The 23443-nt window shown below is 65.1% G+C and carries 27 protein-coding genes; 10 read left to right on the top strand and 17 right to left on the bottom strand.

Annotation, left to right across the window (positions count from 1 at the left end; genetic code table 11):
* From ACXJKM_RS17925 to yjgA, 3 genes are all read right to left on the bottom strand, one after another.
* Positions 1 to 135 (bottom strand): leucine zipper domain-containing protein (locus ACXJKM_RS17925; protein WP_457354125.1); only part of this gene is annotated, 135 nt, incomplete at its 3' end.
* An 87-nt stretch (positions 136 to 222) separates the two neighbouring features.
* Complete coding sequence (mog, locus tag ACXJKM_RS17920) at positions 223 to 789, bottom strand: molybdopterin adenylyltransferase (RefSeq protein ID WP_056196850.1); 567 nt, start codon at positions 787 to 789, stop codon at positions 223 to 225.
* Entirely contained in the window at positions 782 to 1453 is a 672-nt protein-coding gene (gene yjgA, locus ACXJKM_RS17915; protein ID WP_457354119.1) for a ribosome biogenesis factor YjgA, read from the bottom strand. Before yjgA ends, mog begins: the two co-directional genes overlap by 8 nt.
* On the opposite strand from yjgA, the gene pmbA reads away from it, so the two are divergent.
* Together pmbA and ACXJKM_RS17905 are read left to right on the top strand one after the other, a co-directional pair.
* A complete protein-coding gene (gene pmbA / locus ACXJKM_RS17910; protein WP_457354117.1) occupies positions 1403 to 2770 on the top strand; it encodes a metalloprotease PmbA in 1368 nt (455 codons plus the stop codon). The two genes, yjgA and pmbA, sit on opposite strands and share 51 nt — an antisense overlap.
* Positions 2771 to 2887: 117 nt before the next feature.
* Positions 2888 to 3970: a TRAP transporter substrate-binding protein gene (locus ACXJKM_RS17905; protein WP_457354123.1), complete on the top strand. Its 1083-nt coding sequence runs from the start codon at positions 2888 to 2890 to the stop codon at positions 3968 to 3970.
* Positions 3971 to 4047: 77 nt separating this feature from the next.
* On the opposite strand, the gene ACXJKM_RS17900 is transcribed toward ACXJKM_RS17905, so the two are convergent.
* The 6 genes from ACXJKM_RS17900 to ACXJKM_RS17875 form a co-directional block, all read right to left on the bottom strand.
* Entirely contained in the window at positions 4048 to 5607 is a 1560-nt protein-coding gene (locus tag ACXJKM_RS17900) for a TRAP transporter large permease (protein WP_457354121.1), read from the bottom strand.
* The gene (locus ACXJKM_RS17895; RefSeq protein ID WP_056196861.1) at positions 5607 to 6215 is read right to left on the bottom strand and encodes a TRAP transporter small permease subunit; all 609 of its coding nucleotides are present in this window, start codon (positions 6213 to 6215) and stop codon (positions 5607 to 5609) included. Before ACXJKM_RS17895 ends, ACXJKM_RS17900 begins: the two co-directional genes overlap by 1 nt.
* A 99-nt stretch (positions 6216 to 6314) precedes the next feature.
* Positions 6315 to 6659, bottom strand: a complete 345-nt coding sequence (locus tag ACXJKM_RS17890; RefSeq protein WP_457354115.1) for a TIGR01244 family sulfur transferase — start codon at positions 6657 to 6659, stop codon at positions 6315 to 6317.
* Positions 6660 to 6668: 9 nt separating this feature from the next.
* Complete coding sequence (locus tag ACXJKM_RS17885) at positions 6669 to 7115, bottom strand: GatB/YqeY domain-containing protein (RefSeq protein WP_457354113.1); 447 nt, start codon at positions 7113 to 7115, stop codon at positions 6669 to 6671.
* 106 nt (positions 7116 to 7221) lie between these two features.
* Positions 7222 to 7434: a 30S ribosomal protein S21 gene (gene rpsU, locus ACXJKM_RS17880; RefSeq protein WP_457354112.1), complete on the bottom strand. Its 213-nt coding sequence runs from the start codon at positions 7432 to 7434 to the stop codon at positions 7222 to 7224.
* Between the two features lie 165 nt (positions 7435 to 7599).
* Positions 7600 to 8817 (bottom strand): NAD(P)/FAD-dependent oxidoreductase, encoded by a 1218-nt coding sequence (locus tag ACXJKM_RS17875; RefSeq protein WP_457354110.1) that lies wholly within the window; start codon positions 8815 to 8817, stop codon positions 7600 to 7602.
* A gap of 214 nt (positions 8818 to 9031) precedes the next feature.
* Between ACXJKM_RS17875 and ACXJKM_RS17870 the strand changes: the two genes are divergently transcribed.
* The gene (locus ACXJKM_RS17870; protein WP_457354108.1) at positions 9032 to 10045 is read left to right on the top strand and encodes a GGDEF domain-containing protein; all 1014 of its coding nucleotides are present in this window, start codon (positions 9032 to 9034) and stop codon (positions 10043 to 10045) included.
* Here the strand turns inward: ACXJKM_RS17870 and ACXJKM_RS17865 are convergent.
* The 8 genes from ACXJKM_RS17865 to ACXJKM_RS17830 form a co-directional block, all read right to left on the bottom strand.
* Positions 10042 to 10854 (bottom strand): sulfite exporter TauE/SafE family protein, encoded by an 813-nt coding sequence (locus ACXJKM_RS17865; RefSeq protein WP_457323802.1) that lies wholly within the window; start codon positions 10852 to 10854, stop codon positions 10042 to 10044. The genes ACXJKM_RS17870 and ACXJKM_RS17865 overlap by 4 nt on opposite strands.
* Positions 10851 to 11309: an EVE domain-containing protein gene (locus ACXJKM_RS17860; protein WP_457354107.1), complete on the bottom strand. Its 459-nt coding sequence runs from the start codon at positions 11307 to 11309 to the stop codon at positions 10851 to 10853. The genes ACXJKM_RS17865 and ACXJKM_RS17860 overlap by 4 nt, the downstream gene beginning before the upstream one ends.
* Positions 11310 to 11528: 219 nt before the next feature.
* The gene (locus ACXJKM_RS17855; RefSeq protein ID WP_056196881.1) at positions 11529 to 11816 is read right to left on the bottom strand and encodes a cell division protein ZapA; all 288 of its coding nucleotides are present in this window, start codon (positions 11814 to 11816) and stop codon (positions 11529 to 11531) included.
* Positions 11813 to 12022 carry a hypothetical protein gene (locus ACXJKM_RS17850; protein ID WP_056196883.1) on the bottom strand — a complete coding sequence of 70 codons (210 nt, stop codon included), beginning with the start codon at positions 12020 to 12022 and terminating at the stop codon, positions 11813 to 11815. Before ACXJKM_RS17850 ends, ACXJKM_RS17855 begins: the two co-directional genes overlap by 4 nt.
* A 13-nt stretch (positions 12023 to 12035) precedes the next feature.
* Entirely contained in the window at positions 12036 to 12677 is a 642-nt protein-coding gene (nth, locus tag ACXJKM_RS17845) for an endonuclease III (protein WP_457354105.1), read from the bottom strand.
* 10 nt (positions 12678 to 12687) lie between these two features.
* On the bottom strand, positions 12688 to 13332 hold the full coding sequence (gene rsxB / locus ACXJKM_RS17840) for an electron transport complex subunit RsxB (RefSeq protein WP_457354103.1): 645 nt from the start codon (positions 13330 to 13332) through the stop codon (positions 12688 to 12690).
* A gap of 7 nt (positions 13333 to 13339) precedes the next feature.
* Positions 13340 to 14659, bottom strand: a complete 1320-nt coding sequence (locus tag ACXJKM_RS17835; RefSeq protein WP_457354101.1) for a polyhydroxyalkanoate depolymerase — start codon at positions 14657 to 14659, stop codon at positions 13340 to 13342.
* A 131-nt stretch (positions 14660 to 14790) separates the two neighbouring features.
* Complete coding sequence (locus ACXJKM_RS17830) at positions 14791 to 15978, bottom strand: amino acid aminotransferase (protein ID WP_457354099.1); 1188 nt, start codon at positions 15976 to 15978, stop codon at positions 14791 to 14793.
* Positions 15979 to 16105: 127 nt separating this feature from the next.
* Here ACXJKM_RS17830 and uvrB point away from each other — a divergent pair, with 127 nt between their 5' ends.
* The 7 genes from uvrB to hscA all read left to right on the top strand — a co-directional run bounded on the left by uvrB (position 16106) and on the right by hscA (position 23441).
* The gene (uvrB, locus tag ACXJKM_RS17825) at positions 16106 to 18235 is read left to right on the top strand and encodes an excinuclease ABC subunit UvrB (RefSeq protein ID WP_457354098.1); all 2130 of its coding nucleotides are present in this window, start codon (positions 16106 to 16108) and stop codon (positions 18233 to 18235) included.
* 185 nt (positions 18236 to 18420) lie between these two features.
* A complete protein-coding gene (gene iscR / locus ACXJKM_RS17820; protein WP_056196893.1) occupies positions 18421 to 18966 on the top strand; it encodes a Fe-S cluster assembly transcriptional regulator IscR in 546 nt (181 codons plus the stop codon).
* A 27-nt stretch (positions 18967 to 18993) separates the two neighbouring features.
* Entirely contained in the window at positions 18994 to 20214 is a 1221-nt protein-coding gene (locus ACXJKM_RS17815; protein ID WP_457354096.1) for an IscS subfamily cysteine desulfurase, read from the top strand.
* An 86-nt stretch (positions 20215 to 20300) separates the two neighbouring features.
* A complete protein-coding gene (iscU, locus tag ACXJKM_RS17810; RefSeq protein ID WP_056196896.1) occupies positions 20301 to 20687 on the top strand; it encodes a Fe-S cluster assembly scaffold IscU in 387 nt (128 codons plus the stop codon).
* Between the two features lies 1 nt (position 20688).
* Entirely contained in the window at positions 20689 to 21012 is a 324-nt protein-coding gene (gene iscA / locus ACXJKM_RS17805; protein WP_056196898.1) for an iron-sulfur cluster assembly protein IscA, read from the top strand.
* Positions 21013 to 21072: 60 nt separating this feature from the next.
* Positions 21073 to 21591, top strand: coding sequence for a Fe-S protein assembly co-chaperone HscB (gene hscB, locus ACXJKM_RS17800; RefSeq protein ID WP_056196900.1), 519 nt, complete (start codon positions 21073 to 21075; stop codon positions 21589 to 21591).
* Positions 21592 to 21596: 5 nt separating this feature from the next.
* The gene (gene hscA / locus ACXJKM_RS17795) at positions 21597 to 23441 is read left to right on the top strand and encodes a Fe-S protein assembly chaperone HscA (protein ID WP_457354094.1); all 1845 of its coding nucleotides are present in this window, start codon (positions 21597 to 21599) and stop codon (positions 23439 to 23441) included.
* The last annotated feature ends 2 nt before the right edge of the window (positions 23442 to 23443 follow it).

Genomic DNA, 23443 nt, shown 5'->3' with positions numbered 1-23443 from the left:
GCCAAGCCATTTGCGCGCCGTGCGCATGCTGATGCCGGCGGCCTGTGCGGCCAACGCCAAGCYCATCACGCTGATGCGTTCGATCAGCAAAAGCCGACCTTGGTACGTCAATCTGGCATTCTTATGGCTGTTCACCCGGCCACCTTCATCTGAGAGTTCTGAAGCGTCGTAACTCCAGTCTCCCAGACCAGGTCGGGTGAACAACCTATCGAGACATCACAGCTAGACGGGGCGTTGTGCGCTCTTGGGTCTGAAAGCCTTGCAGACCTCGTCGCGGGTCTCGAGGTAGGGCCCGCCGATCAGGTCGATGCAATAAGGCACGGCGGCGAAGATGCCGCTGGCCTTCTCGTGGCCAGCCAGCGTCTCGGCGATGGCCTTGGGCTGGCCGGGCAGGTTGATGATCAGACTCTTGCCGCGGATGACGGCGACCTGGCGCGACAGGATGGCCGTGGGCACGAAATGCAGCGAGATCTGGCGCATCTGCTCGCCAAAGCCCGGCATCACGCGGTCAGCCACGGCCAGCGTCGCCTCGGGCGTGACGTCACGCGGTGCGGGGCCGGTGCCGCCGGTCGTCAGCACCAGGTCGCAGCGTTCGGTGTCGACCAGCTCGGTCAACGCCGCCGAGATGTCGGCCTGCTCGTCAGGAATCAGGCGGGACACGAACTCGATGGGGTTGTGCAGCGCGCCCGTCAGCCAGTCCTTGAGGGCAGGCAGGCCCTTGTCTTCGTAGACACCGGCTGATGCCCGGTCGCTGATGGACACGACACCGATGCGGACCTGCTCACTCATCTTCGGCCGCAGCTTCGGAAGCCTTGATGAACTGGAACAGCTCRCGGAASGCGCGGCCGCTGCGTTTCTCCGGCTCGWKSGCSGCRTCCTTGCGTGCSGCGCGCACGAGGCTGCGMAGTTGCTGGATGTCGACGTCGGCGTGCTCGGCGAGGAACTCTTGCAGCGCTTCGTCGCTGGCCAGCAGGCGTTCGCGCCAGCGCTCGGACTGATGCAGCTTCAGGCTGTCCTGCGCATGGCCGAGCTTGAAAGCGGCCACCGCTTCCCGGATCGGCTCGGGATCGATCTTGCGCATCAGCTTGCCGATGWACTGSATCTGKCGGCGYYTGCCCTCGAARTTGGTGATCTTCTTGGCGTGGCGCAGCGCGTCGTAAAGGATTTCGGGCAGCGCCAGCGGCTCCCAACGGCTCTCGGGCAAGGCGAGCAATTCTTCGCCGAGCTTCTGCAGCGCGGTCATGTCGCGCTTGAGCTGGCTCTTGCTTGGGCCGTCGAAGTCGTCGTCGTCTTCGAATTCAGGGTTGGGATCGTGCATCGCGGTGCGGGGGGAGGGCGGAGTCTTATCATTGTCCCCCACCCCATTGACACCGGCGCCGGCATCGCCCGGCGCTTTGCTTTCATGCCTCAGCCCCAGAACGGTTTTGCCTACAGTCCCGAGCAGTTCCAGCAATGGATCGAGGATGCGCTCGGCGAAGCGAAAAAGATCGGCGCGACCGATGCCGGTGCAGAAGTGTCTGAGGGCTGCGGCCTGTCGGTATCGGCGCGCCTGGGCCAATTGGAGAACGTCGAGCGCAACCGTGACAAGTCGCTCGGCATCTCGGTCTACCTCGGCCAGCGCCGCGGCAATGCCAGCACGTCGGACTTCTCGCCACAGGCTATCCGCGACACAGTGCGTGCGGCTTACGATATTGCCCGCTTCACGGCCGAGGACGAGTTCGCCGGGTTGCCCGATGCGGCCGACCTGGCGTTGGATGCGACCCAGCGGCCCGAGCTGGATCTCTTCCATCCCTGGGCCGTCGACGCCGCTGCAGCCGCCGAGATTGCGCTGCGCTGCGAGGCCGCTGCCCTTTCCGTGGACAAGCGCATCACCAACAGCGAAGGCGCGGCCGTGTCGGCCCAGCAGTCGCATTTCTGGATGGGCAACACGCGCGGCTTCCGGGGCGGCTATGCCAGCTCGCGGCATTCGCTGTCGGTTGCGCCCATCGCTGGCCGCGGCGCGGGCATGCAGCGCGACGCCTGGTACAGCTCCATGCGCGACGCGGCAGATCTGGCCTCGCCCGAGGCGGTGGGCCGTTACGCGTCGGAGCGCGCTTTGTCGCGGCTGAAGGCACGCAAGGTGGCGACCGCCGAGATCCCGGTGCTGTTCGAGAGCACGGTGGCCATCGGCCTGCTCGGTGCGCTGGTGCAGGCGACCAGTGGCGGTGCGCTCTACCGCCGCACCACCTTTCTGCTCGACAGCTTGGGCAAGCCGGTCATGGCGCCGCATATCGACATCTCCGAAGACCCGCATGTGAAGAAGGGCAAGGGCAGCTCGCCTTTCGACGACGAAGGTGTCGTCACGCGCGCGCGCTCGGTCGTGGAAAGCGGCGTGCTACAGGGCTACTTCCTGTCCAGCTACTCGGCGCGCAAGCTGGGCATGAAGACCACAGGCCATGCCGGCGGTTCGCACAACCTGCGCATGACCAGCCGTGCCACCGCGCCTGGCGACGACCTGCCGACGATGATCCGCCGCCTCGGCCGCGGCCTGCTCGTCACCGAGCTGATGGGGCAGGGCGTGAACTACGTGACGGGCGACTATTCGCGCGGCGCCAGCGGCTACTGGGTCGAGAACGGCGAGATCGCCTACCCGGTTCATGAGGTCACCATCGCCGGCAACCTCAAGGACATGCTGCAGAACATCGTCGGCATCGGCGCCGACGAGTACACGATGGGCACCAAGACCATCGGTTCGGTGCTCGTCACGGGCATGAAACTCGCCGGCAACTGACGCGCATCTGGCGCGTCAGCGCCGGGGTAAATCCGGGCCGGCTGGCGATGCGGTCTTCCTAGAATCGCTCGGCACTTTTTCTCTTCGCAAATCCGAAAACAGGAGACTTCAATGACCATGGAACGTCGTTCCTTCGTGCGCCACGCCGGCCTGGCTGGCGTGCTGGCGGCAGGTGCCGCCCCGGCCGTCGTACATGCCCAGGCGCAGGTGCGCTGGCGCCTCGCATCGAGCTTCCCGAAGTCGCTGGACACCATCTTTGGCGCCGCAGACGTGTTCGCGAAAAAGGTCTCCGAGATGACCGGCGGCAAGTTCCAGATCTCCGTGCATGCCGGCGGCGAGATCGTGCCGGCGCTGCAGGTGGTTGACGCGGTGCAGAACGCTACCGTCGAGATCGCGCACACGGCSCCCTACTAYTTCTTCGGCAAGGACGAGACCTTCGCSCTGGGCTGCGCCATCCCCTTCGGCCTGAACAGCCGCCAGATGACGGCCTGGATGGTGGAGGGCAACGGCCTGAAGCTGATGCGCGAGTTCTATCGCAACTACAACATCRTCAACTTCCYCGGCGGCAAYACCGGCGCGCAGATGGGCGGCTGGTATCGCAAGGAGATCAAGAGCGTCGCCGACATCAAGGGCCTGAAGATCCGCATCGGCGGCTTCGCTGGCCGCGTGATGGAGCGCATGGGCGCCGTGCCGCAGCAGATCGCCGGTGGCGAGATCTACTCGGCGCTGGAGAAGGGAACGATCGATGCGGCCGAGTGGGTCGGCCCCTATGACGACCAGAAGCTGGGCTTCAACAAGGTCGCGCCCAACTACTACTACCCCGGCTGGTGGGAAGGCGGCCCGCAGCTCGATTTCTTTATCAACACCAAGGCGTACGAGGGTTTGTCGGCCGAATACAAGGCCGTGGTCGAAGCAGCGTCTGCCATGGCGCATATCGACATGCAGGCCAAGTACGACGCCAAGAACCCCGGCGCGCTGAAGCAGTTGGTGGGCTCGGGCACCAAGCTGTTCCGCTTCCCCAAGGACGTGATGGACGCCGCGTTCAAGGAATCCATGGGCATCTACGCCGAGCTGTCGGCCAAGAACCCGAACTGGAAGAAGGTCTACGAGGATTTTTCCAACTTCCGTCGCGACCAGAACCTGTGGTTCCGCTTCTCGGAAGCCGGCTTTGACGACTTCATGCAGGCGCAGAAGCTGTAAGCCTCGCGCCGCAGCAAAAGCAAAGCCCCGCGATGCGGGGCTTTTTCGTTGGCGGCTCGGAGTGCCTCCCGGAGTGCCTACTTCTTCGCCGCGTCCTCCAGGGCACGCCGCACGGCGTCGCCGTCATCCGCGGGCGCGCTGGCACCTGACGCCGCTGGTTCAGGGGCGAACAGCTTGCTCGCATCGTCCGAGCTCATGTCAGCGGGCTTGTCGTGGCCGCCCATCTGCTGCAACAGCTCCGACGCCTGGTTCAGGTCCACCGCCTTCTCCTTGTCGAGAAAGACGGTCACGGTCTGCGGGAAGAAGATGACGATGGCGACGAGGATGAGCTGCATGAACACCCAGGGGATGGAGCCCATGTAGATGTCGCTGGACAGCACCTTCTTCGGGATCGAGCCGTTCTTGAACAGCGTGTCCGAGATGCCGCGCAGATAGAACAGCGCAAAGCCGAACGGCGGGTGCATGAAGCTGGTCTGCATGTTCACGCACAGCATGACGCCGAACCAGACGAGGTCGATGCCCATCTTCTCGGCCACCGGCCCGAGCAGCGGCAGGATGATGAAGGCGATCTCGAAGAAGTCGAGGAAGAAGGCCAGGAAGAAGATGAACAGGTTGACGACGATCAGGAAGCCGATCTGGCCGCCTGGCAGGTCGCTCAGCATGTGCTCGATCCAGCGCCCGCCCTCGACACCCTGGAACACCAGCGAGAAGGTGCGCGAGCCGATCAGGATGAAGACCACCATGGCGGTGATGCGCATCGTGCCGAGCATGGTCTCCTTGATCAGCGGCCAGTTCAGCCGCTTGTGCAGGCCGGCCAGGATGAAGGCGCCGACCGCACCCATAGCGCCGGCCTCGGTCGGCGTGCAGATGGCTGTGTTGATGCCCGGCAGGCCGCCCATGGAGCCGAGCACGGCGAAGATCAGCACGGCCGACGGCACGATGCCGCGCAAACACTTCTTCCACAGTGCCCAGCCTTGCAGCGTGCGCGCTTCCTTGGGAACACCGGGTACGTGGTCCGGCTTCACACGGCTCAGCACGAAGGTGTAGAGCGCAAAGATCAGCACCTGCAGGATGGACGGGCCCCAGGCGCCCTTGTACATGTCGCCCACGGAGCGGCCGAGTTGGTCCGCCAGCACGACCAGTACCAGCGACGGCGGCACCAGCTGCGTGATCGTKCCCGACGCSGCSAGCACRCCGGTCGCGTAGCGCATGTTGTAGCCGTAGCGCATCATSACCGGCAGCGAGATCATCGCCATCGCGATSACCTGGCCSGCSACSGTGCCGGTGATSGCRCCSAGGATGAAGCCGACGATGATSACCGAATAGCCSAGRCCGCCGCGYACSGGGCCGAACAGCTGGCCCATGGAGTCGAGCATGTCCTCCGCGAGGCCGCATTTTTCCAGCAGCGAGCCCATCAGCGTGAAGAAGGGAATGGCCAGCAGCAGGTCGTTGGACAGGATGCCGAAGACGTTCTGCGGCAGCGCGCTCATGAACTCCGGCGGGAACCAGCCCTGGCTCACCGCGAAGAAACCGCAGGCCAGGCCGAGTGCTGCCAGCGAGAACGCGACGGGGAAGCCGATCAGCATGATCACGATCAGCCCCGCGAACATCAGCGGCGGGAAGCTCTCCATCGAGATCATTGCAGGGGCCTCTCGTAGTGGATGTCCATGTCGAACTTGTGCGCGAGCCAGGCCACGCGCTTGATGATTTCGGCCACGCCCTGCAGCGCAACGAGCGCGAAGCCCAGGGGCAGCACCAGCACGGCCGGCCAGCGGATCAGGCCGCCGGCATTGCTCGACACCTCGCCCGAGGTCAGCAGCTTGGTGACATAGCCCATGAGGCCGAGGCTGGCGACCGAGTCACTGGCGCTCATGCCGGTGCTGAGCTTGACGACGAACAGGCCCCAGGACAGCCAGGCCATGTAGCAGATGACCGGCATCAGGAAGACGACGAGGCCGAACAGGTCGACATAGACCTTGCCGTGGCCGGTCAGCCGGCTGTAGACCAGGTCCACACGCACATGCTCGTTGAGTCGGAGCACCTGAGCCGCGCCCAGCATGACGCAGGTGGCGAACAGATACCACTGGATCTCGAGGAAGGAGTTGGAGCTGTAGTCCAGCCCGTAGCGGACGACGGCGTTGGCGGCGCTGATGAAGCAGGACAGCAGCACGGCCCAGGCGGCAATCTTGCCGAAGCGGTCGTTCAGGCTGTCGATGCGCCGCGCAAGGGAGAGCAGGGCGTTCATGGGCTGGGCAGGAGAAAAGCGAAGCGGCCGCCAATGTAGCGACCGCTTGGGGGGCGTCGGCTTCTTTCAGCCGTCGTTCAGGGTAAGCCCCGAGGGGGTTCAGCCCAGTTGCTGGGCCTGCATGAACAGGCGGGTCGATCGGGCACCGGAGCGGCAGAAGACCAGCAGCGGCCGCGGTAGTTCGGCCAGCAGATCGGCGAAGGCCGCAATCTCCTCGGGCGACTGGTAGCCGCCGGCCACCGGCAGATGGCGATACGCCAGGCCTGCAGCTTCAGCGGCAGCTTGAATGGCTGCCGAGGTCGGCTGGTCGGGGCCGTGCTCGAAATCGGGCCGGTTGTTGACGACGCTCTTGAAGCCCATCGCCGCCGCTTCGGCCATGGCTTCGGGCGTCAGCTGAGGGGCGGCGCAGATGTCGGGGGCGATGGCTTGCATCGGCAGGCTCATGGCGGCTCCTTACTTGGCCAGCGCGGCCTTGACCGCGGCCGACACTGCACTCATCTCTGCCACGTCGGCGAGTGCGGCCTTGGCAGCCGCCATGACCTTGCCCATGTCGCCCGGGCCGCTCGCGCCCAGCTCAGCCACGATGGCTCCGACCTTCTCAGCCACAGCCTCGGCCGACAGGCGCTCAGGCAGATAAGCCTGCAGCACCGCCAGCTCGGCGGTTTCCTTGGCAACGAGGTCGTCGCGGCCGGCGGCGGCGAACTGACTGATCGAGTCCTTGCGCTGCTTGATCAGCTTGTCGACGATGGCCACCAGGGCCGTGTCGTCCACAACGACGCGCTCGTCCACTTCCTTCTGCTTCACGGCGGCCAGCAGGCCACGGATGGTCAACAGACGATCGGCTTCCTTGGCGCGCATCGCGGCCTTCATGTCTTCGGTGATGCGGTCTTTGAGGCTCATGGCGTAGAGGGTATGAAAAAAACAAAAACCCGCGACAGCGTCCTGTGGCGGGTTTTGGTGTCAACCGGAGCTGTTATGGAAACAGGCTCCGGGTCGCGTCAGCCGATCAGAACAGCTTCTTSGGCAGCTGCATGCTGCGMACRCGCTTGWARTKGCGCTTSACGGCRGCTGCCTTCTTGCGCTTGCGCTCKGCMGTKGGCTTYTCGTARAACTCGCGSGCRCGMAGKTCGGTCAGCAGRCCSAGYTTTTCRATGGTGCGCTTGAARCGRCGCAGKGCSACGTCGAACGGCTCGTTTTCYTTGACGCGGATGGTGGTCATTTATTTCCTTCAGATTGCGCTCGGTGTTCGCGGCTGGGATCAGCAGCAGGTTCCGGATTACTGCTTCTCTTGAGTCTTCTTCGAGAAGTGCAGCGAATCGACGCGCAGGTTTGCCAGCAAAGCCGGGGATTGTAGCCAGAAAATCAACGACTTGCCAAGATTCGCTCAAGCTGTTGTGGCGGTGTCCGCCATGGCCCGGGCGCAGGCAGCTGCACTGGCCCACGCCCATTGAAAGTTGTAGCCGCCCAGCCAGCCGGTCACGTCCACGACTTCACCGATGAAATACAGGCCCGGGACGCGCTTGCTCTCGAGCGTTTGCGAACTCAGTTCCTTGGTGCTGACGCCACCGCGCATGACTTCGGCCTTGCGCCAACCCTCGTCGCCGCTGGGCATCAGCTGCCAATCGTGCACGCTGCGGCCCAGGCGCTGCAGGTCGGCGTCGCGGCAGTCGGGCAGCGGTTTGGTGGCGTCCAGGTTTGCGCGCTCCAGCCAGACGGCCGCCAGGCGCTGCGGCAGGCGGGACGCAAATTCGTTGCCGAGTTGGCGGCGTGAGGTGGCCTTGGCCTGGACAAGTTCCTTCTCCAGTTGGAGGTCGGGCGCCAGATTGAGCTGCAGCGCCTGATCATCGGCGCGGTAGCTTGAGATCTGCAGGATGGCCGGGCCGCTGAGACCACGATGTGTGAACAGCAGGTCTTCAAGGAACCGCATGCGCGCTTTGCCACTGCCAACGCTGACTTCCACTGGCAACGACAACCCGGCCAGGGCAGCGAAGGGTGCCCAGGCGTCCGCATCGAAGGTCAGAGGCACCAGCGCCGGGCGCGGCTCCACGATGGCGTGCTCGAAGCGCTTGGCCAGTCGCAGGCCCCAGTCGCTGGCGCCGATCTTGGGCACAGGCAGCCCGCCGGTCGCGACGACGACGCGCGGCGCCAGCACCGGACCCTGGCTGGTGTCCAACTCGAAGCCACCTTCGGGCAGCCTGCGCACGTCCGCCACCGTGCAGGGCTGCCAGCGCGTCACGCCACCCGCCTCGCATTCCTTGACCAACATCTGGATGATCTGCTCAGCGGAGTCGTCGCAGAACAACTGGCCCTTGTGCTTCTCGTGGAAGGCGATGCCATAGCCCTGCACGAGCTTGATGAAGTCCTGCGGGGTGTAGCGGGCCAGGGCTGAGCGGCAGAAGGCGGGGTTTTCGGACAGGAAATTGGCCGGCCCGGCCTCACGATTCGTGAAATTGCACCGGCCGCCGCCCGAGATACGAATTTTTTCGGCCAGCTTGGGCGAGTGGTCGATCAGCAGCACCTTGAGACCCCGCTGGCCCGCCAGGCCAGCACAGAACAGCCCTGCCGCCCCCGCGCCCACCACCACCGCATCGAATCCCCGCATAGACCTCCCGTGAATGGGGCGGCATTGTCGTGGGTGGGCGCATCGAAACTCGTTAGGATTCACGCCGGGTAGCAAAAGGGTCTTCTAGGGGGGAGGCCCGATTCATGGGGTGGCACGGCCTTGCTGGTGCTGCTTTGGCCCCACTACAGTCCCCCGACACCTTTGGTATTCGCGGCATTGCGCCGCGAATACACGATGGCATCACAACGATCTCATGGACATGACCGCTGACCAGACCGCGATGCAGCCGCCGCCCGGCAGCTTGGCGCATTGGCTGGCAGGCCACGGAGAACTGGGCGGCGAGACACTGGCCGGCCTCATCTCGTTGATCGAGCCCCTGGGCAGCCAGGCGGCGATCAAGGCGATGTCCACCGGCCGATACGTATTTGCGAGCACGGGCCTGGCGCAGATGTTCGAGCGTGAAGCGGTGGTCGGCCACACGGACGCCGAGTTGCTCAAGGCCGACGAGACGACGGCCTTGCGTCGTGTCGAGCAGACGGTCATGGCCCAGCGTCACCCGGTCGTCAGCGAGCACAAGCTGGAAATCAACAGCCGTCGCCGCGAGTTCAGCGTCACCCGGCTGGCCCTGAGTGCCGACTTCCTGCTCTCGGTATGGCATGAGCGCACCGAGGAGCGCCACCGAGAGGCCCATCTGCAGCGCGCCCTGGCCCAGATCGAGCAGCAGCAGTCCTCCATCGAGCAGATCCGCCGCGAGCTGCAGCAGGGTTCGGGCCGCGACGATGTTTCGGGCCTTTACATGCGCGCCCAGTTCGACGACCAGCTGCTGCGCGAGATCGACCTTTCTTCGCGCGAGCATCGTGAGTTCGCCCTTGTCATCATTGCGCTGGATGCCTCGCCGACCATCACCGGCCTGGGTGATGACGCCCAACAGCGCCTGCTCGAGGGCATCGGTCGCATGCTGCGCGCCAACACGCGGGCGATGGACTCGGCCTGCCGCATCGGGCCGCAACGCTTTGCGGTGCTGCTGTCCGGCGTGGGCCTGGCGACGGCCCACGCACGCATGGAGCAGCTGCGCCGCCAGTGCGCGGCCCAGATCGTCGTGTTGAATGGCCAGGACCTGGGCTTGTCCATCTCGATGGGCGTGTCCAGCTTCCCGCATACCGCCTCGCGCCAGGACGAGCTGATGGCCGCCAGCGAAGCGGCCGTCCACGAGGCGCAACGCCGCGGTGGCAACCAGGTCGTGCTGGCGTCCATTGCCTTCGGCTAAAGCTCCGACAGCCCCTTGTAGAGCATGTAGGCCGCGAGCGCGAACAACAGCATCGCGAAGACCCTTTTCAGCTGAGCCACGTCCATGGCATGGGCTGCGCGTGCGCCGAGCGGTGCCATCGTCACGCTGGCCACGGCAATCAACGCCAGCGCTGGCAAATAGAGGTAGCCCACCGATCCTGGCAGGGCCGGCGTCAGCCCCCAACCGCCAATGACGTAGCCGAGCGTGTTCGCGACCGCGATCGGGAAGCCCAGGGCGGCGCTTGTCGCGACGGCGAGGTGCACCGGCACATTGCACCAGACCATGAAGGGCACGCTGACAAAGCCGCCACCAGCCCCCACCATGCCTGAAAGCAGGCCGATTCCCGCGCCCGCACTGAACTGGCCGGTCGTGCCAGGCATCTGCCGGCTGGGCGCCGGGCGCTTGTTGCGCAGCATCTGCCAACCCGAAAAGCTGACGAATGCGGCGAAGACCAAGGCCAGCCAGGCGCCTTTGAGAAGGGCGAACAGGCCGGCACCCGCCAGCAGGCCGCCGATGAGGATGCCGGGCGCCAAGCCCTTGACGAGATCCCAGCGCACCGCGCCGCGCTGGTGATGGGCGCGCACGCTGGACAGCGACGTGAACATGATGGTGGCCATGGACGTCGCGATGGCCATCTTGACCGCCAGGCCCGGCTCGACGCCGCGCTGGCTCAGGATGAAGGTCAGGACGGGCACCATCAGCATGCCGCCGCCGATGCCGAGCAATCCCGCGAGGAAGCCAGCCGCGAGGCCGAGTGCGAGCAGTTCCGCGGCGAGGGTGGCTGTCATTTGCCGTGCAGGCGCTTCAACACGGCTTGCCATTCGGCCGGCGTGACCGGCGTGATCGACAGCCGGCTGCCGCGCTCCAGCACGCGCATCGACGCGAGCTCCGGCGCCTCGCGCATTTCCTTCAGGCTCAGCAACCGCGTCGTCTCGCGCCAGCGCACGTCAACATGGACCCAGCGCGGTGCCTCGGGCTTGGACTTGGAGTCGTAGTAATGGCTGCCCGCGTCGAACTGCGTCGCATCCGGATAGGCCGCGCTGCTGACCTCGGCGAGGCCGGCGATGCCCGGCTCGGGGCAGGAGGAGTGATAGAAGAGCACGCCATCGCCCACCTGCATGTCGTCGCGCATGAAGTTGCGCGCCTGGTAGTTGCGGACGCCTGTCCATGGCAAAGTGCCGGCGCGTTGCAGGTCGAGGATCGAAGCCTCGTCGGGCTCTGATTTCATCAGCCAGTAGTTCATCAGCTGATGCTAAGCGGGAAGAAGGTGTCCACCGCAATCCGGGGGGCCGAGATCCTGAACACCCAGGGGTAATCAGGTGGGCGAGGTCAGCCGGACTTCGGGTTCATCTGACGCGAGACGATCACGCCCGTCCGGCATGTTCCAAGCCCTTGCTCATAGAGCATCGGATGAAGGAAATAAAGCCCCGGGGAAAGCGGTGGACGACGTGAATTCTAAGTCTTAGAGCAGCTGCCCGTCGTGACCGAGTGCTTCATCCAGGCGCTTGACGAGGGTATCGATTTCGGGCGTTGACACCGGCGTCTCACGCGAGGTGTCGGCGAGCTGATAGGCCAGGTTCAGCGCGGCCAATACGGCGATGCGTTCGCGTGCCTTGACCTTGCCGGCGTCGCGGATGGCGCTCATCTCGCGGTCCACCTGGGCCACGGCGGAGCTCAATGCAGCTTCGCCGCCTTCGGGGCAGCCGAGCAGATAGCTCTGGCCCATGATGGTCACTTCCATCTGCTTCATACGTCTTCCTTGGGCGTCTCGACGGGCAGGCGCTCCAGCAGCGCATCGACGCGCGCTCGCGCCGCATTCAGCCGTGAGCGCAGGCTGTCACGCTCTTGCGTGAGGGCCGCCACCTGCTCGAGCAGCAGGGTGTTGGTTCGGGTCAACTCGTCGTGGCGCAGCAGCAGGCGTTCGACGCGTTCGGTGAGGTCGCTGAGTTGGGCCATGGCGTGTGAGGGTTCAGGCGGCGGATTTTAGGTTCCGGCCGTAGTCGCATTCGTTGATGACCGCGCAAACATTGCACAGTGGCTTGCGCGCCTGGCAGACATAGCGGCCGTGCAGGATCAGCCAGTGATGGGCGTCAACCAGATAGTCGGTTGGCACGCGGTCCAGCAAGCCCAGCTCGACGGCCAGCGGCGTCTTGCCTGGTGCGAGGCCGGTGCGGTTGCTGACGCGGAAGATGTGCGTGTCAACCGCCATCGTCGGCTCGCCAAAAGCAACGTTGAGCACGACGTTGGCCGTCTTGCGGCCGACACCAGGCAAGGCTTCGAGATCGGGGCGTGAGCGTGGCACTTCGCCGCCATGCAGGTCGATCAGCATGCGGCAGGTCTGCAGCAGATGCCTAGCCTTGCTGCGGTACAGGCCGATGGTTTTGATGTGCGACTCGAGGCCTTCCTGGCCAAGGGCGAGGATCTGCGCGGGTGTGTTGGCAACCGCGAACAGTCGCCTGGTGGCCTTGTTGACACCCACGTCGGTGGCCTGGGCGGACAGCAGCACGGCGGTCAGCAACTCGAAGACGCTGGTGAACTCCAGTTCGGTCTGGGGCGCCGGGTTGGCAGCCTTGAGGATGGCGAAGAAGCGTTCGACTTGGCTCGCGTTCATGCCGCGATTGTCATGTCCGTTTGGCCCTGGCGCGGGCAAGCGCGGCTTCAATGGCCGCGCGCTTGCGGTCGAGCTGCGCGGGGTCGGTGATCGCAGATGCCGCCGGCAGGTCCGCCAGCTTGGCTTCGGCCTTGACAACCAGGCGCGCTGCGTTCTCTTCGGCTTCGCGATGGCGGCGGAACTGGCGAAAGGCGTAGCGCTCGCGCGCCTCGTCGGCCTGCGGCGGGCTCCAGGCCGCCCAGCCGGTGGCAGTGGTGACCTCGGGCATGGAGATGCAGTCGACCGGGCAGGCCGGTACGCACAGTTCGCAGCCGGTGCACTGAGCAGTGACGATCACGTGCATGGCCTTGGGTGCCCCGACGATGCAGTCGGCCGGGCAGGCCTTGATGCAGAGGGTGCAGCCGATGCACCAGGCTTCGTCGATGACGGCGACGCCACGCGTGGCTTCAATGCCGTTGACGGGATTCAATGGCAGGGCAGGGCGCCCGGTGATCGCGGCGAGTCGCGCAATGCCCTCTGCACCGCCAGGAGGGCATTGGTTGATCTCGGCCTCACTCGCGGTGATGGCGTCGGCGTAGCGGCGGCAGTCCGGGTAACCGCAGCGAGTGCATTGGGTCTGCGGCAGTGCGGCGTCGATCAGCTCCGCGAGGTTCACGCTGGATTCAAGCCTTGCGCTTGCGGGCCGCCGGCTTGGCTGTGGTCTTGGCCACCGCCACCTTGGCCGTCTTCTTTAGCGGCGCAGCTTCGTATTTGGCGATGAAGTCGCGCACTTCGGGATAGACCTTCTCGCGCCAGCGGCGGCCCGAGAAGATGCCGTAATGGCCGGCGCCAATGGCGTCGTAGTGGTACTGGTGCTGCTTGGCAACACCCGAGCAGATGTCGTGTGCCGCCTTGGTCTGACCGGCGCCGGAGATGTCGTCCAACTCGCCCTCGACAGTCAGCAGCGCGGTGGTCTTGATGTCCTGCGGGCGCACGAAGTGGCCGTCAACTGCCCAAGTGCCGTTCACCAGCGCGAAGTCCTGGAAGACGGTCTTGATGGTGTCGAGGTAGTACTCGGCCGGCATGTCGAGTACGGCGTTGTATTCGTCGTAGAACTTGCGGTGGGCTTCAGCGCTGTCRTCRTCGCCGCGCACCAGGTCCAGGAAGTAGTCGTAGTGCGASSWSAGGTGGCGGTCCGGRTTCATCGCRACGAAGCCGGTGTGCTGCAGGAAGCCCGGGTAGACCTCGCGGCCGGCGCCCGGGAAGTTGGTCGGTACGCGGTAGATGACGTTGTTCTCGAACCAGCTGTAGCTGCGGTTCATGGCCAGGTTGTTGACGGCCGTCGGGCTCTTGCGGGCGTCGATGGGGCCACCCATCATGGTCATGCTGCGCGGCGTGGCTTCACCGGCGCTGGCCATCAGCGAGATGGCAGCCAGCACAGGCACGGTGGGCTGGCAGACGGAGAYCACATGGCTGTCGGCGCCGCCGACGTGGCGGATGAACTCCTGCACGTAGTGGATGTAGTCGTCCAGGTGGAAGGGGCCGACTTCGAGCGGCACCATGCGCGCGTCGGTCCAGTCGGTGATGTAGACCTTGTGGTCCTTCAGCAGTTGCTTGACGGTTTCGCGCAGCAGCGTGCTGTGGTGGCCGGACAGCGGCGCCACGACCAGCACCGTGGGCTGGTCCTTCATCTTGGCCAGCACCTTGAGATCGTCGGTGTAACGCTTGAAGCGCAGCAGGCGGCAGAAGGGCTTCTCGAGCGCCACCAGCTCCTGCACCGCGACGTCGACGCCGTCGACCTCCACGGACTTGATGTCGAACTCAGGCTTCTCGTAGTCCTTGGCCAGCCGATGCATCAGGTCCAGGCCGGCAGACAGGCGCTGCGCCATCGGCGTGTGGGTGAACGGTGACAGCGGGTGGCTGTAGAGCTTGGCCGACGCGGCTGCGAACTCAGAGAAGGGACTGAGCAGCGCGCGCTGGGTTTCGAAGAACTGATACAGCATTGGCAAACCTTGAACTAGGGGCCGGGACGCCCCGATGGTGCCAGAAAACGCTTTCGGCCTTGTGCGCTGCAGCATCGGATGGGCGGTCAAACCGCCAATCCTGCGCACTTGGCTGGTGCATTGAAGGGTTTTTAGCCCTTGATGACCGCCGCCATCGCGCTGGCGACGGTGGGCAGATTGCCCTCATTCAGTGCGGCGACACAGATGCGGCCAGAGTCCACGCCATAGACGCCGAACTCGCTGCGCAGACGCTGCATCTGGGTGGCGTTCAAGCCCGAGTAGCTGAACATGCCCAGTTGCTCAGTGACGAAGGACAGATCCTGGGTCACGCCGGCAGCTTTCAGCGCGGCGACCAGCGCGCCGCGCATGGCCTTGATGCGCACACGCATGCCGGCCAGCTCCTCTTCCCAAAGCGCGCGCAGCTTGTCGTCGGACAGCACCTGGGCGACGACCTGGGCACCATGCGTGGGCGGGTTGGAGTAGTTGGTGCGGATCATGATCTTCAGCTGCGACAGCACGCGCACGGCTTCCTCGTCGCTGCTGCAGACCACGCTCAACGCGCCGCAGCGTTCGCCGTACAGCGAGAAGCTCTTGGAGAAGCTGGTCGACACAAAGAAACCGACACCGGCGGCCATGAACTGGCGCACCGCTTCGCCGTCTTCCTTCAGGCCGAAGCCGAAGCCCTGGTAGGCCATATCGAGGAAGGGCGTCAGGCCCTTGGCCTTGACGGCGGCGACGACCTGGGCCCACTGCTCGGCCGTGATGTCATAGCCGGTCGGGTTGTGGCAGCAGGCGTGCAGCACGACGACGGTGCCGGCGGGTGCGGCATTCAGCGCGGCCAACATGCCGTCGAAGTTGATGCCCTTCTTGGCCACGTCGTAATAGGGGTAGGTTTCGACCGTGAAGCCGGCCTGGGTGAAGAGGGCCCGGTGGTTCTCCCAGCTCGGGTCGGAGATCAGCACCTTGGAGGCGGGGTTGAGCTGCTTCAGGAAGTCGGCGCCGATCTTCAGCGCGCCGGTGCCGCCTAGGGCCTGCACGGTGGCGACGTTCTTCAGTTCGGAGCCGAAGACCAGCTTCTGAACGGCCTTGTCATAAGCGGCAATGCCATCAATGGGGAGGTAGCCGCGCGGCTTGGGGGCGGCGGCCATGGCGGCCTCGGCTTCGCGGACGCATTTCAACAGCGGCAGCTTGCCGGCTTCGTCGTAGTAGACGCCAACGCCGAGATTGACCTTGCCGGGGCGGGTGTCGGCGTTGAACTGTTCGTTCAGGCCGAGGATGGGGTCTCGGGGAGCAAGGGCGACATCGGCGAACAAAGACATGGCGGGTTCCTGAAGGGACGTTGGCAGGAGGGGAGGCTTGAAGAATCAGGGTCTGCGCTAACCTGACCGCTTCTGCATTGCAGCAATGCAGCGCAGCAATTTTGCCGCCGAACCCAGGGAATTCCCCATGCAAGAAGCCTTGAACGTCATGCCCAGTCCAGAAAGTGACTCGGAGGAACGCAAGGGCGAATTCGTCAGCTTCGAAGGCTCGCCGTTCCAGCTGTTCCAGCCTTTCCCGCCGGCGGGGGACCAGCCGACCGCCATCGCCAAGCTCATCGAAGGCATCAACGACGGCCTCAGCTACCAGACCCTGCTGGGCGTCACCGGTTCGGGCAAGACCTTCACGATGGCCAATGTCATCGCCCGCCTGGGGCGCCCGGCCATCGTCTTTGCGCCGAACAAGACGCTGGCGGCCCAGCTCTACAGCGAGTTCCGGGACTTCTTTCCGAACAACGCCGTCGAGTACTTCGTCAGCTATTACGACTATTACCAGCCCGAGGCTTATGTGCCGCAGCGCGATCTCTTCATCGAGAAGGACAGCGCGATCAACGAGCACATCGAGCAACTGCGGCTTTCGTGCACCAAGAGCCTGCTGGAGCGGCGCGACGTGATCATCGTGGCATCCGTATCGGCCATTTATGGCATCGGCAACCCGAGCGACTACCACCAGATGGTGATGACGCTGCGCGTGGGCGACAAGATGGGCCAGCGCGACGTCATCGCCCACCTGATCCGCATGCAGTACACCCGCAACGAAATGGAGTTCGTGCGCGGGCATTTCCGCGTGCGCGGCGACACCATCGATGTATTCCCGGCCGAACACTCGGAGCTGGCCATCCGCATCGAACTCTTCGACGACGAGATCGAGGCGCTGTCGCTGTTTGACCCTCTCACGGGGCAGATCCGCCAGAAGATCCCGCGCTTCACCGTTTACCCGAGCAGCCATTACGTGACGCCGCGCGACCGCGTGCTGGCGGCCACCGACGCGATCAAGGCGGAGCTGCGCGAGCGCGTTGACTTCTTCGTCAAGGAGGGCAAGCTGGTGGAGGCGCAGCGCGTCGAGCAGCGCACGCGCTTCGACCTGGAGATGCTGCAGGAGGTGGGCCACTGCAAAGGCATTGAGAACTACACGCGGCACCTGTCCGGCGCCCAGCCGGGCGACCCGCCGCCGACGCTGGTGGACTACCTGCCCAAGGACGCCCTCATGTTCCTGGACGAGAGCCACGTGCTGATCGGCCAGTTCGGCGGCATGTACAACGGTGACCGGGCGCGCAAGACGACGCTGGTGGAATACGGCTTTCGCCTGCCGTCCGCCTTGGACAACCGGCCGCTGAAGTTTGCCGAGTTCGAACGCAAGATGCGCCAGGCCATCTTTGTGTCGGCCACGCCGGCGCAGTACGAGCAGGACAACGCGGGTCAGGTCGTCGAGCAGGTCGTGCGGCCGACGGGCCTGGTTGACCCCCTCGTCGAGGTCCGGCCGGCCACTCATCAGGTCGACGACGTGCTGCAGGAGATCCGCTTGCGTGTCGAGGTGCATGAGCGCGTGTTGATCACGACCCTGACCAAGCGCATGGCTGAGCAACTGACCGACTACCTCAGCGACAACGGCGTCAAGGTGCGCTATCTGCACTCCGACGTGGACACGGTGGAGCGTGTCGAGATCCTGCGCGACCTGCGACTGGGTGCTTTCGACGTGCTGGTGGGCATCAACCTGCTGCGCGAAGGGCTGGACATCCCCGAGGTGTCGCTTGTCGCCATCCTGGATGCCGACAAGGAAGGCTTCCTGCGCGCCGAGCGCAGCCTGATCCAGACCATCGGCCGGGCCGCGCGCAATCTGAACGGCAAGGCCATCCTGTACGGCGACCGCATCACCGAGTCGATGCGCAAGGCCATTGGCGAGACCGAACGCCGGCGCGCCAGGCAGATCGCCTTCAACGAGGAAAACGGCATCACGCCCCGCAGCGTGCAAAAGCGCATCAAGGATTTGATCGACGGCGTCTATTCGGCCGAATCCGGCCGAGACGATGCCAAATTGCTGGCAGCGGCCAAGGTCGAGGACTTGTCCGAGAAGGATCTGGCCAAACGTATCAGCCAGCTCGAAAAGCAGATGCTCGAACACGCCCGCAACCTGGAGTTCGAACAGGCTGCGCGGATGCGCGATCAACTGGCTCAACTGCGCGAGCAGGCCTTCGGCGCCCGCGTGCACGACAACATCGTGCCCCTGGACAGCGCTCGAAAGGCAGGTTCAGTTCGCTGAAGCTGCTGCGCCGCAGCAAAAAACCTGCCGAAACCTAGGGATACCTGGCGGCCATAGGAAGTGGCCGAGTAGTCGAGTAAAATCATCGGAAATGATTCGCTCGGGTATTGTCTGGGCGTGCCGGGTTAACCCGAAATCATTTGTCCAGGACAAATCCTGGTCGTGCCATTCGCTAAGGAGTTTTTATGCGTCTCACTACCAAAGGCCGGTTTGCAGTCACCGCGATGCTGGACCTGGCGCTGCGCGAGAATACAGGCCCCGTGGCCCTGGCGGCGATCAGCCAACGGCAGCAGATTTCGCTCTCCTACCTGGAGCAGCTCTTCGGCAAGCTGCGTCGCCATGAACTGGTGGAAAGCACCCGTGGCCCGGGTGGCGGTTATTCGCTGGGCCGCAAGGCCGAGAACATCACCGTGGCCGACATCATCGTCGCCGTGGACGAGGCGCTGGACGCCACCGGCTGCGGCGGCAAGGAAAACTGCATGGGCGAGGACAGCGGCCGCTGCATCACCCATGAACTCTGGACCAATCTGAACGCCAAGATGATCGAGTACCTCGATTCCGTCTCCCTGCGCAAGCTCGCCGATGAGCAACTGGCCAAGGGCTTCGAGGTCGAGGCGGCGCCGGTCAAGCGCGCCATCTCCAGCCAGCCGGTGCTCAAGCCCATCCGCGTCACGGCGCCGAACTCGGTCTTTGCCCTGGGTGGCAATCTCGGTGGCGCGTTCAGCAAGTAAGACCAAGAACTCAAAAGAAGTCGTTCCATGGACATGACCCCGCACTTCCCGATCTACCTCGACTACGGCGCGACGACGCCGTGCGATCCCCGCGTGGTGGACGCGATGATTCCCTGGTTGCGCGAGCACTTCGGCAACCCGGCGTCCCGCAGCCACGCCTGGGGCTGGGAAGCGGAAGAGGCGGTCGAGAAGGCGCGCGTGCAGGTGGCCGAGTTGATCGGCGCCGACCCGCGCGAGATCGTCTGGACGTCCGGCGCGACCGAGTCCAACAACCTGGCACTCAAGGGCGCCGCGCAGTTCTACAAGACGCGCGGCAAGCACCTGATCACCGTCAAGACCGAGCACAAGGCCGTGCTCGACACGATGCGTGAGCTGGAGCGTCAGGGCTTTGAGGTGACCTACCTCGATGTGCAGGAAAGCGGTCTGTTGGATCTGGAAGTGTTCAAGGCGGCATTGCGCCCGGACACCATCCTGGCCTCGGTCATGTACGTCAACAACGAGATCGGCGTCATCCAGGACGTGGTCGCGTTGGGCAACCTGTGCCGCGAGCGCGGCGTCATCTTCCACGTCGACGCGGCGCAGGCCACCGGCAAGGTCGCTATCGATATGGCCAAGCTGCCCATTGACCTGATGAGCTTGGCCTCGCACAAGAGCTACGGCCCCAAGGGCATCGGCGCCCTCTACGTGCGCCGCAAGCCGCGCATCCGCCTGGAAGCGCAGATGCACGGCGGTGGCCACGAGCGCGGCATGCGCTCCGGCACGCTGCCCGTGCACCAGATCGTCGGCATGGGCGAGGCCTTCCGTATCGCCCGCGAGGAAATGGGCGCCGAGAGCGAACGCATCCGCGCACTGCACAACAAGCTGATCAAGGGCCTGTCCGGTATCGAGCAGACCTTCATCAACGGTGACCTCGAGCACCGCGTGCCGCACAACCTGAACATCTCGTTCAATTACGTCGAGGGCGAGTCGCTGATCATGGGCGTCAAGGGCCTGGCGGTGTCGTCGGGCTCGGCTTGCACGTCGGCGAGCCTGGAGCCCAGCTATGTGCTGCGCGCACTGGGCCGCAGCGACGAGCTGGCGCACAGTTCGCTGCGCATGACCATCGGCCGTTTCACGACCGAAGAAGAAATCGACTACGCGATCAGCGTGCTGACCGACCGCGTGGCCAAGCTGCGCGAACTGTCCCCGCTTTGGGACATGTACAAGGACGGCATCGACATCTCGACCATCCAGTGGGCTGCCCACTGACGGACGACAGTCCACTGCGGACTGTCGTCCGCGGTGGGCAGGCCAAGGGGCTTGCAAGCCCCTTGGCAACCTAGAAGGAGAACACCATGGCATACAGCGAAAAGGTCGTTGACCACTACGAGAACCCCCGCAACGTCGGCAAGTTCGACAACGGCGATGACGACATCGGCACCGGCATGGTCGGCGCGCCCGCCTGCGGCGACGTGATGAAGCTACAGATCAAGGTCAACCCGGCGACCGGCCTAATCGAGGACGCCAAGTTCAAGACCTATGGCTGCGGCTCGGCCATCGCCTCCAGCTCGCTCGTGACCGAATGGGTCAAGGGCAAGACGCTGGACCAGGCGCTGACGATCAAGAACACGCACATCGCCGAAGAGCTGGCGCTGCCGCCGGTCAAGATTCACTGCTCCATCCTGGCTGAAGACGCCATCAAGGCAGCGGTGGACGACTACCGCGCCAAGCACGCCAACTGACATGTCCGTCACGCTGACCGAAGCCGCAGCCCGCCACGTCAAGCGCTACATCGCCAAGCGCGGCAAGGGCGTGGGCGTGCGGCTGGGCGTGAAAACGACCGGCTGCTCGGGCCTGGCCTACAAGCTGGAATACGCCGATGAGGTGGCGCCAGAGGACGTGATCTTCGAGGGCCATGAGGTCAAGATCCTCATCGACCCCAAGAGCCTGCCTTACCTCGACGGCACCGAGCTGGACTTCGTCCGCGAAGGCCTCAACGAAGGCTTCAAGTTCCGCAATCCGCGCGAGAAAGACAAGTGCGGCTGCGGCGAGTCCTTCCGTGTCTGAAACTCGCTGACTCGACGACAGGCGCGGTGTGAACCGCGCCTTTTGCTTTTCCACTCTGCCATGCGCCTGACCGACAACGATTTCCAGCTCTTCGGCCTGCCTGAACAGCAGGCCCAGGTGCGCGCCGACATCGATGCGCGCTGGAAGTCGCTGCAGGCCGAGGTCCACCCGGATCGCTTTGCGTCGGAAGGTGCTGCCGCCCAGCGCCTGGCCATGCAGTGGGCCATGCGTGTCAACGAGGCCCACCAACGTCTGCGCGACCCGCTCAGGCGCGCCGCCTATCTGTGCGAGCTGCGTGGTGCGCCGGTTCAAGCCGAGAACAACACGCAGATGCCCGCGGCCTTCCTGATGCAGCAGATGGAATGGCGCGAATCGCTTGACGACGCCGACGGCGAAGCCGCCCTCCAGGCACTGGATGACGACGCGGCGCAAGCCGAAACCTCTGCGCTTGCCACCGTGCAGCGTCTGCTCGACGAAGCCGGCGACGCGCCGGCTGCCGCATCCCAGGTCCGCGCGCTGATGTTCATCCAGCGCTTCCGTGCCGATATCGACCAGCGCCTCGCCGCGCTGGATGCCTGAACACCATGGCTCTTCTCCAAATCTCCGAACCCGGCGCCTCGCCCGACCCGCACCAGCGCCGCATCGCCGTGGGCATCGACCTCGGCACGACGCATTCCCTCGTCGCCGCCGTTCGCCACGGCGTGGCCGAATGCCTGCCCGACGAACAGGGCAGGGTCATCCTGCCGTCCGCCGTGCGCTACCTGCCAGAAGGCCGCCGCCAGATCGGCGCTGACGCGCTCGCGGCCCAGGCCGAAGACCCCGAGAACACCATCGTCTCGGTCAAGCGCTTCATGGGCCGCGGCCTGGCCGACGTGGCCAACCGCGAGCAGCTGCCCTATCAGTTCGAGGACCGTCCCGGCATGTTGGCCATTGCCACGCGCGACGGCGTGAAGAGCCCGGTCGAGGTGTCCGCCGAGATTCTGGCTACGCTGCGTTTTCGCGCCGAGGACAGCTTTGTCGACGACCTGTTCGGTGCCGTCATCACGGTGCCGGCCTACTTCGATGACGCCCAGCGCCAGGCTACCAAGGACGCCGCCGAGCTGGCCGGCCTCAAGGTATTGCGCCTCATCAACGAGCCGACCGCTGCTGCCATCGCCTACGGCCTGGACAACGCCAGCGAAGGCTTGTACGCGGTCTACGACCTGGGTGGCGGCACCTTCGACATATCGTTGCTGCGCCTGACGCGCGGCGTGTTCGAGGTCGTCGCGACCGGCGGAGATGCGGCTCTGGGCGGCGATGACTTCGACCGCGTGCTGGCCGACTGGGCGCTCGCCGATCGCGTCGTCGAATCTGCGCATGACAAGCGCGCCGTCCTCGTCGCCGCACGTGCGGCCAAGGAGGCGCTGTCTGACGCTGACTCGACCGAATTGGTCGCCGCGCTGGACGCGGGTGAACTGCGCGTGATCGTTTCGCGCGAGCAGTTCGAGCAACTGGCCCAACCGCTGATCGCCAAGACGCTTTCGTCCGTGAAACGCGTGCTGCGCGACGCCAAGGTCAAGGCGGCCGATGTGGCGGGCACCGTCATGGTCGGCGGCTCCACGCGCATGCCCATCGTGCGCCATGCGGTGGGCGCGCTGTTCGGCCGCGAAGTGCTGACCAACCTGAATCCCGACGAGGTCGTCGCGCTGGGTGCCGCCATCCAGGCCAACCAGCTCGCCGGGAACGCGGCCGATGGCGAGATCCTGCTGCTGGACGTGATCCCGCTGTCGCTGGGTCTTGAAACCATGGGCGGCCTGACTGAGCGAGTCATCGAGCGCAACTCGACCATCCCCGTCGCCAAGGCCCAGGACTTCACGACCTTCAAGGACGGCCAGACGGCGCTCGCCATTCACGTTGTGCAGGGCGAGCGCGAGTTGGTCAGCGAATGCCGGTCGCTGGCGCGCTTCGAGCTGCGCGGCATCCCGCCCATGGTGGCCGGCGCGGCGCGCATCCGCGTCAGCTTCCAGGTCGATGCCGACGGATTGCTGAACGTATCGGCTGAGGAGCTGACCTCGGGCGTGCAGGCGGCCATCACCGTGAAGCCCAGCTACGGCCTCGGCGACGACGAGATTGCCAACATGCTGAAGGATGGTTTTGCCAGCGCCGAGGGCGACATGGCGGCGCGCAAGCTGCGCGAGGCCAAGGTGGAGGCCGAGCGCATGGTCCTCGCGACGCGCAGCGCGCTGGCCGCCGATGGCGACCTGCTGCCCGAAGCCGAGCGTGAGGCGCTAGAGGCGCGCCTGTTGGCCCTGGCCAAGATGGATGGCGATGCCGATGCCATCGATGCGGCCGTCAAGGCGCTGGCCGAGGCGACCGAAGGTTTTGCCGCCGAGCGCATGAACCGCTCCATCGCCCGCGCGCTGACCGGCCGTGCCGTCAACCAGATTTGAGA

Source organism: Roseateles sp. P5_D6, from assembly GCF_054049415.1.
This window is presented reverse-complemented; position numbering and strand designations above follow the sequence as displayed.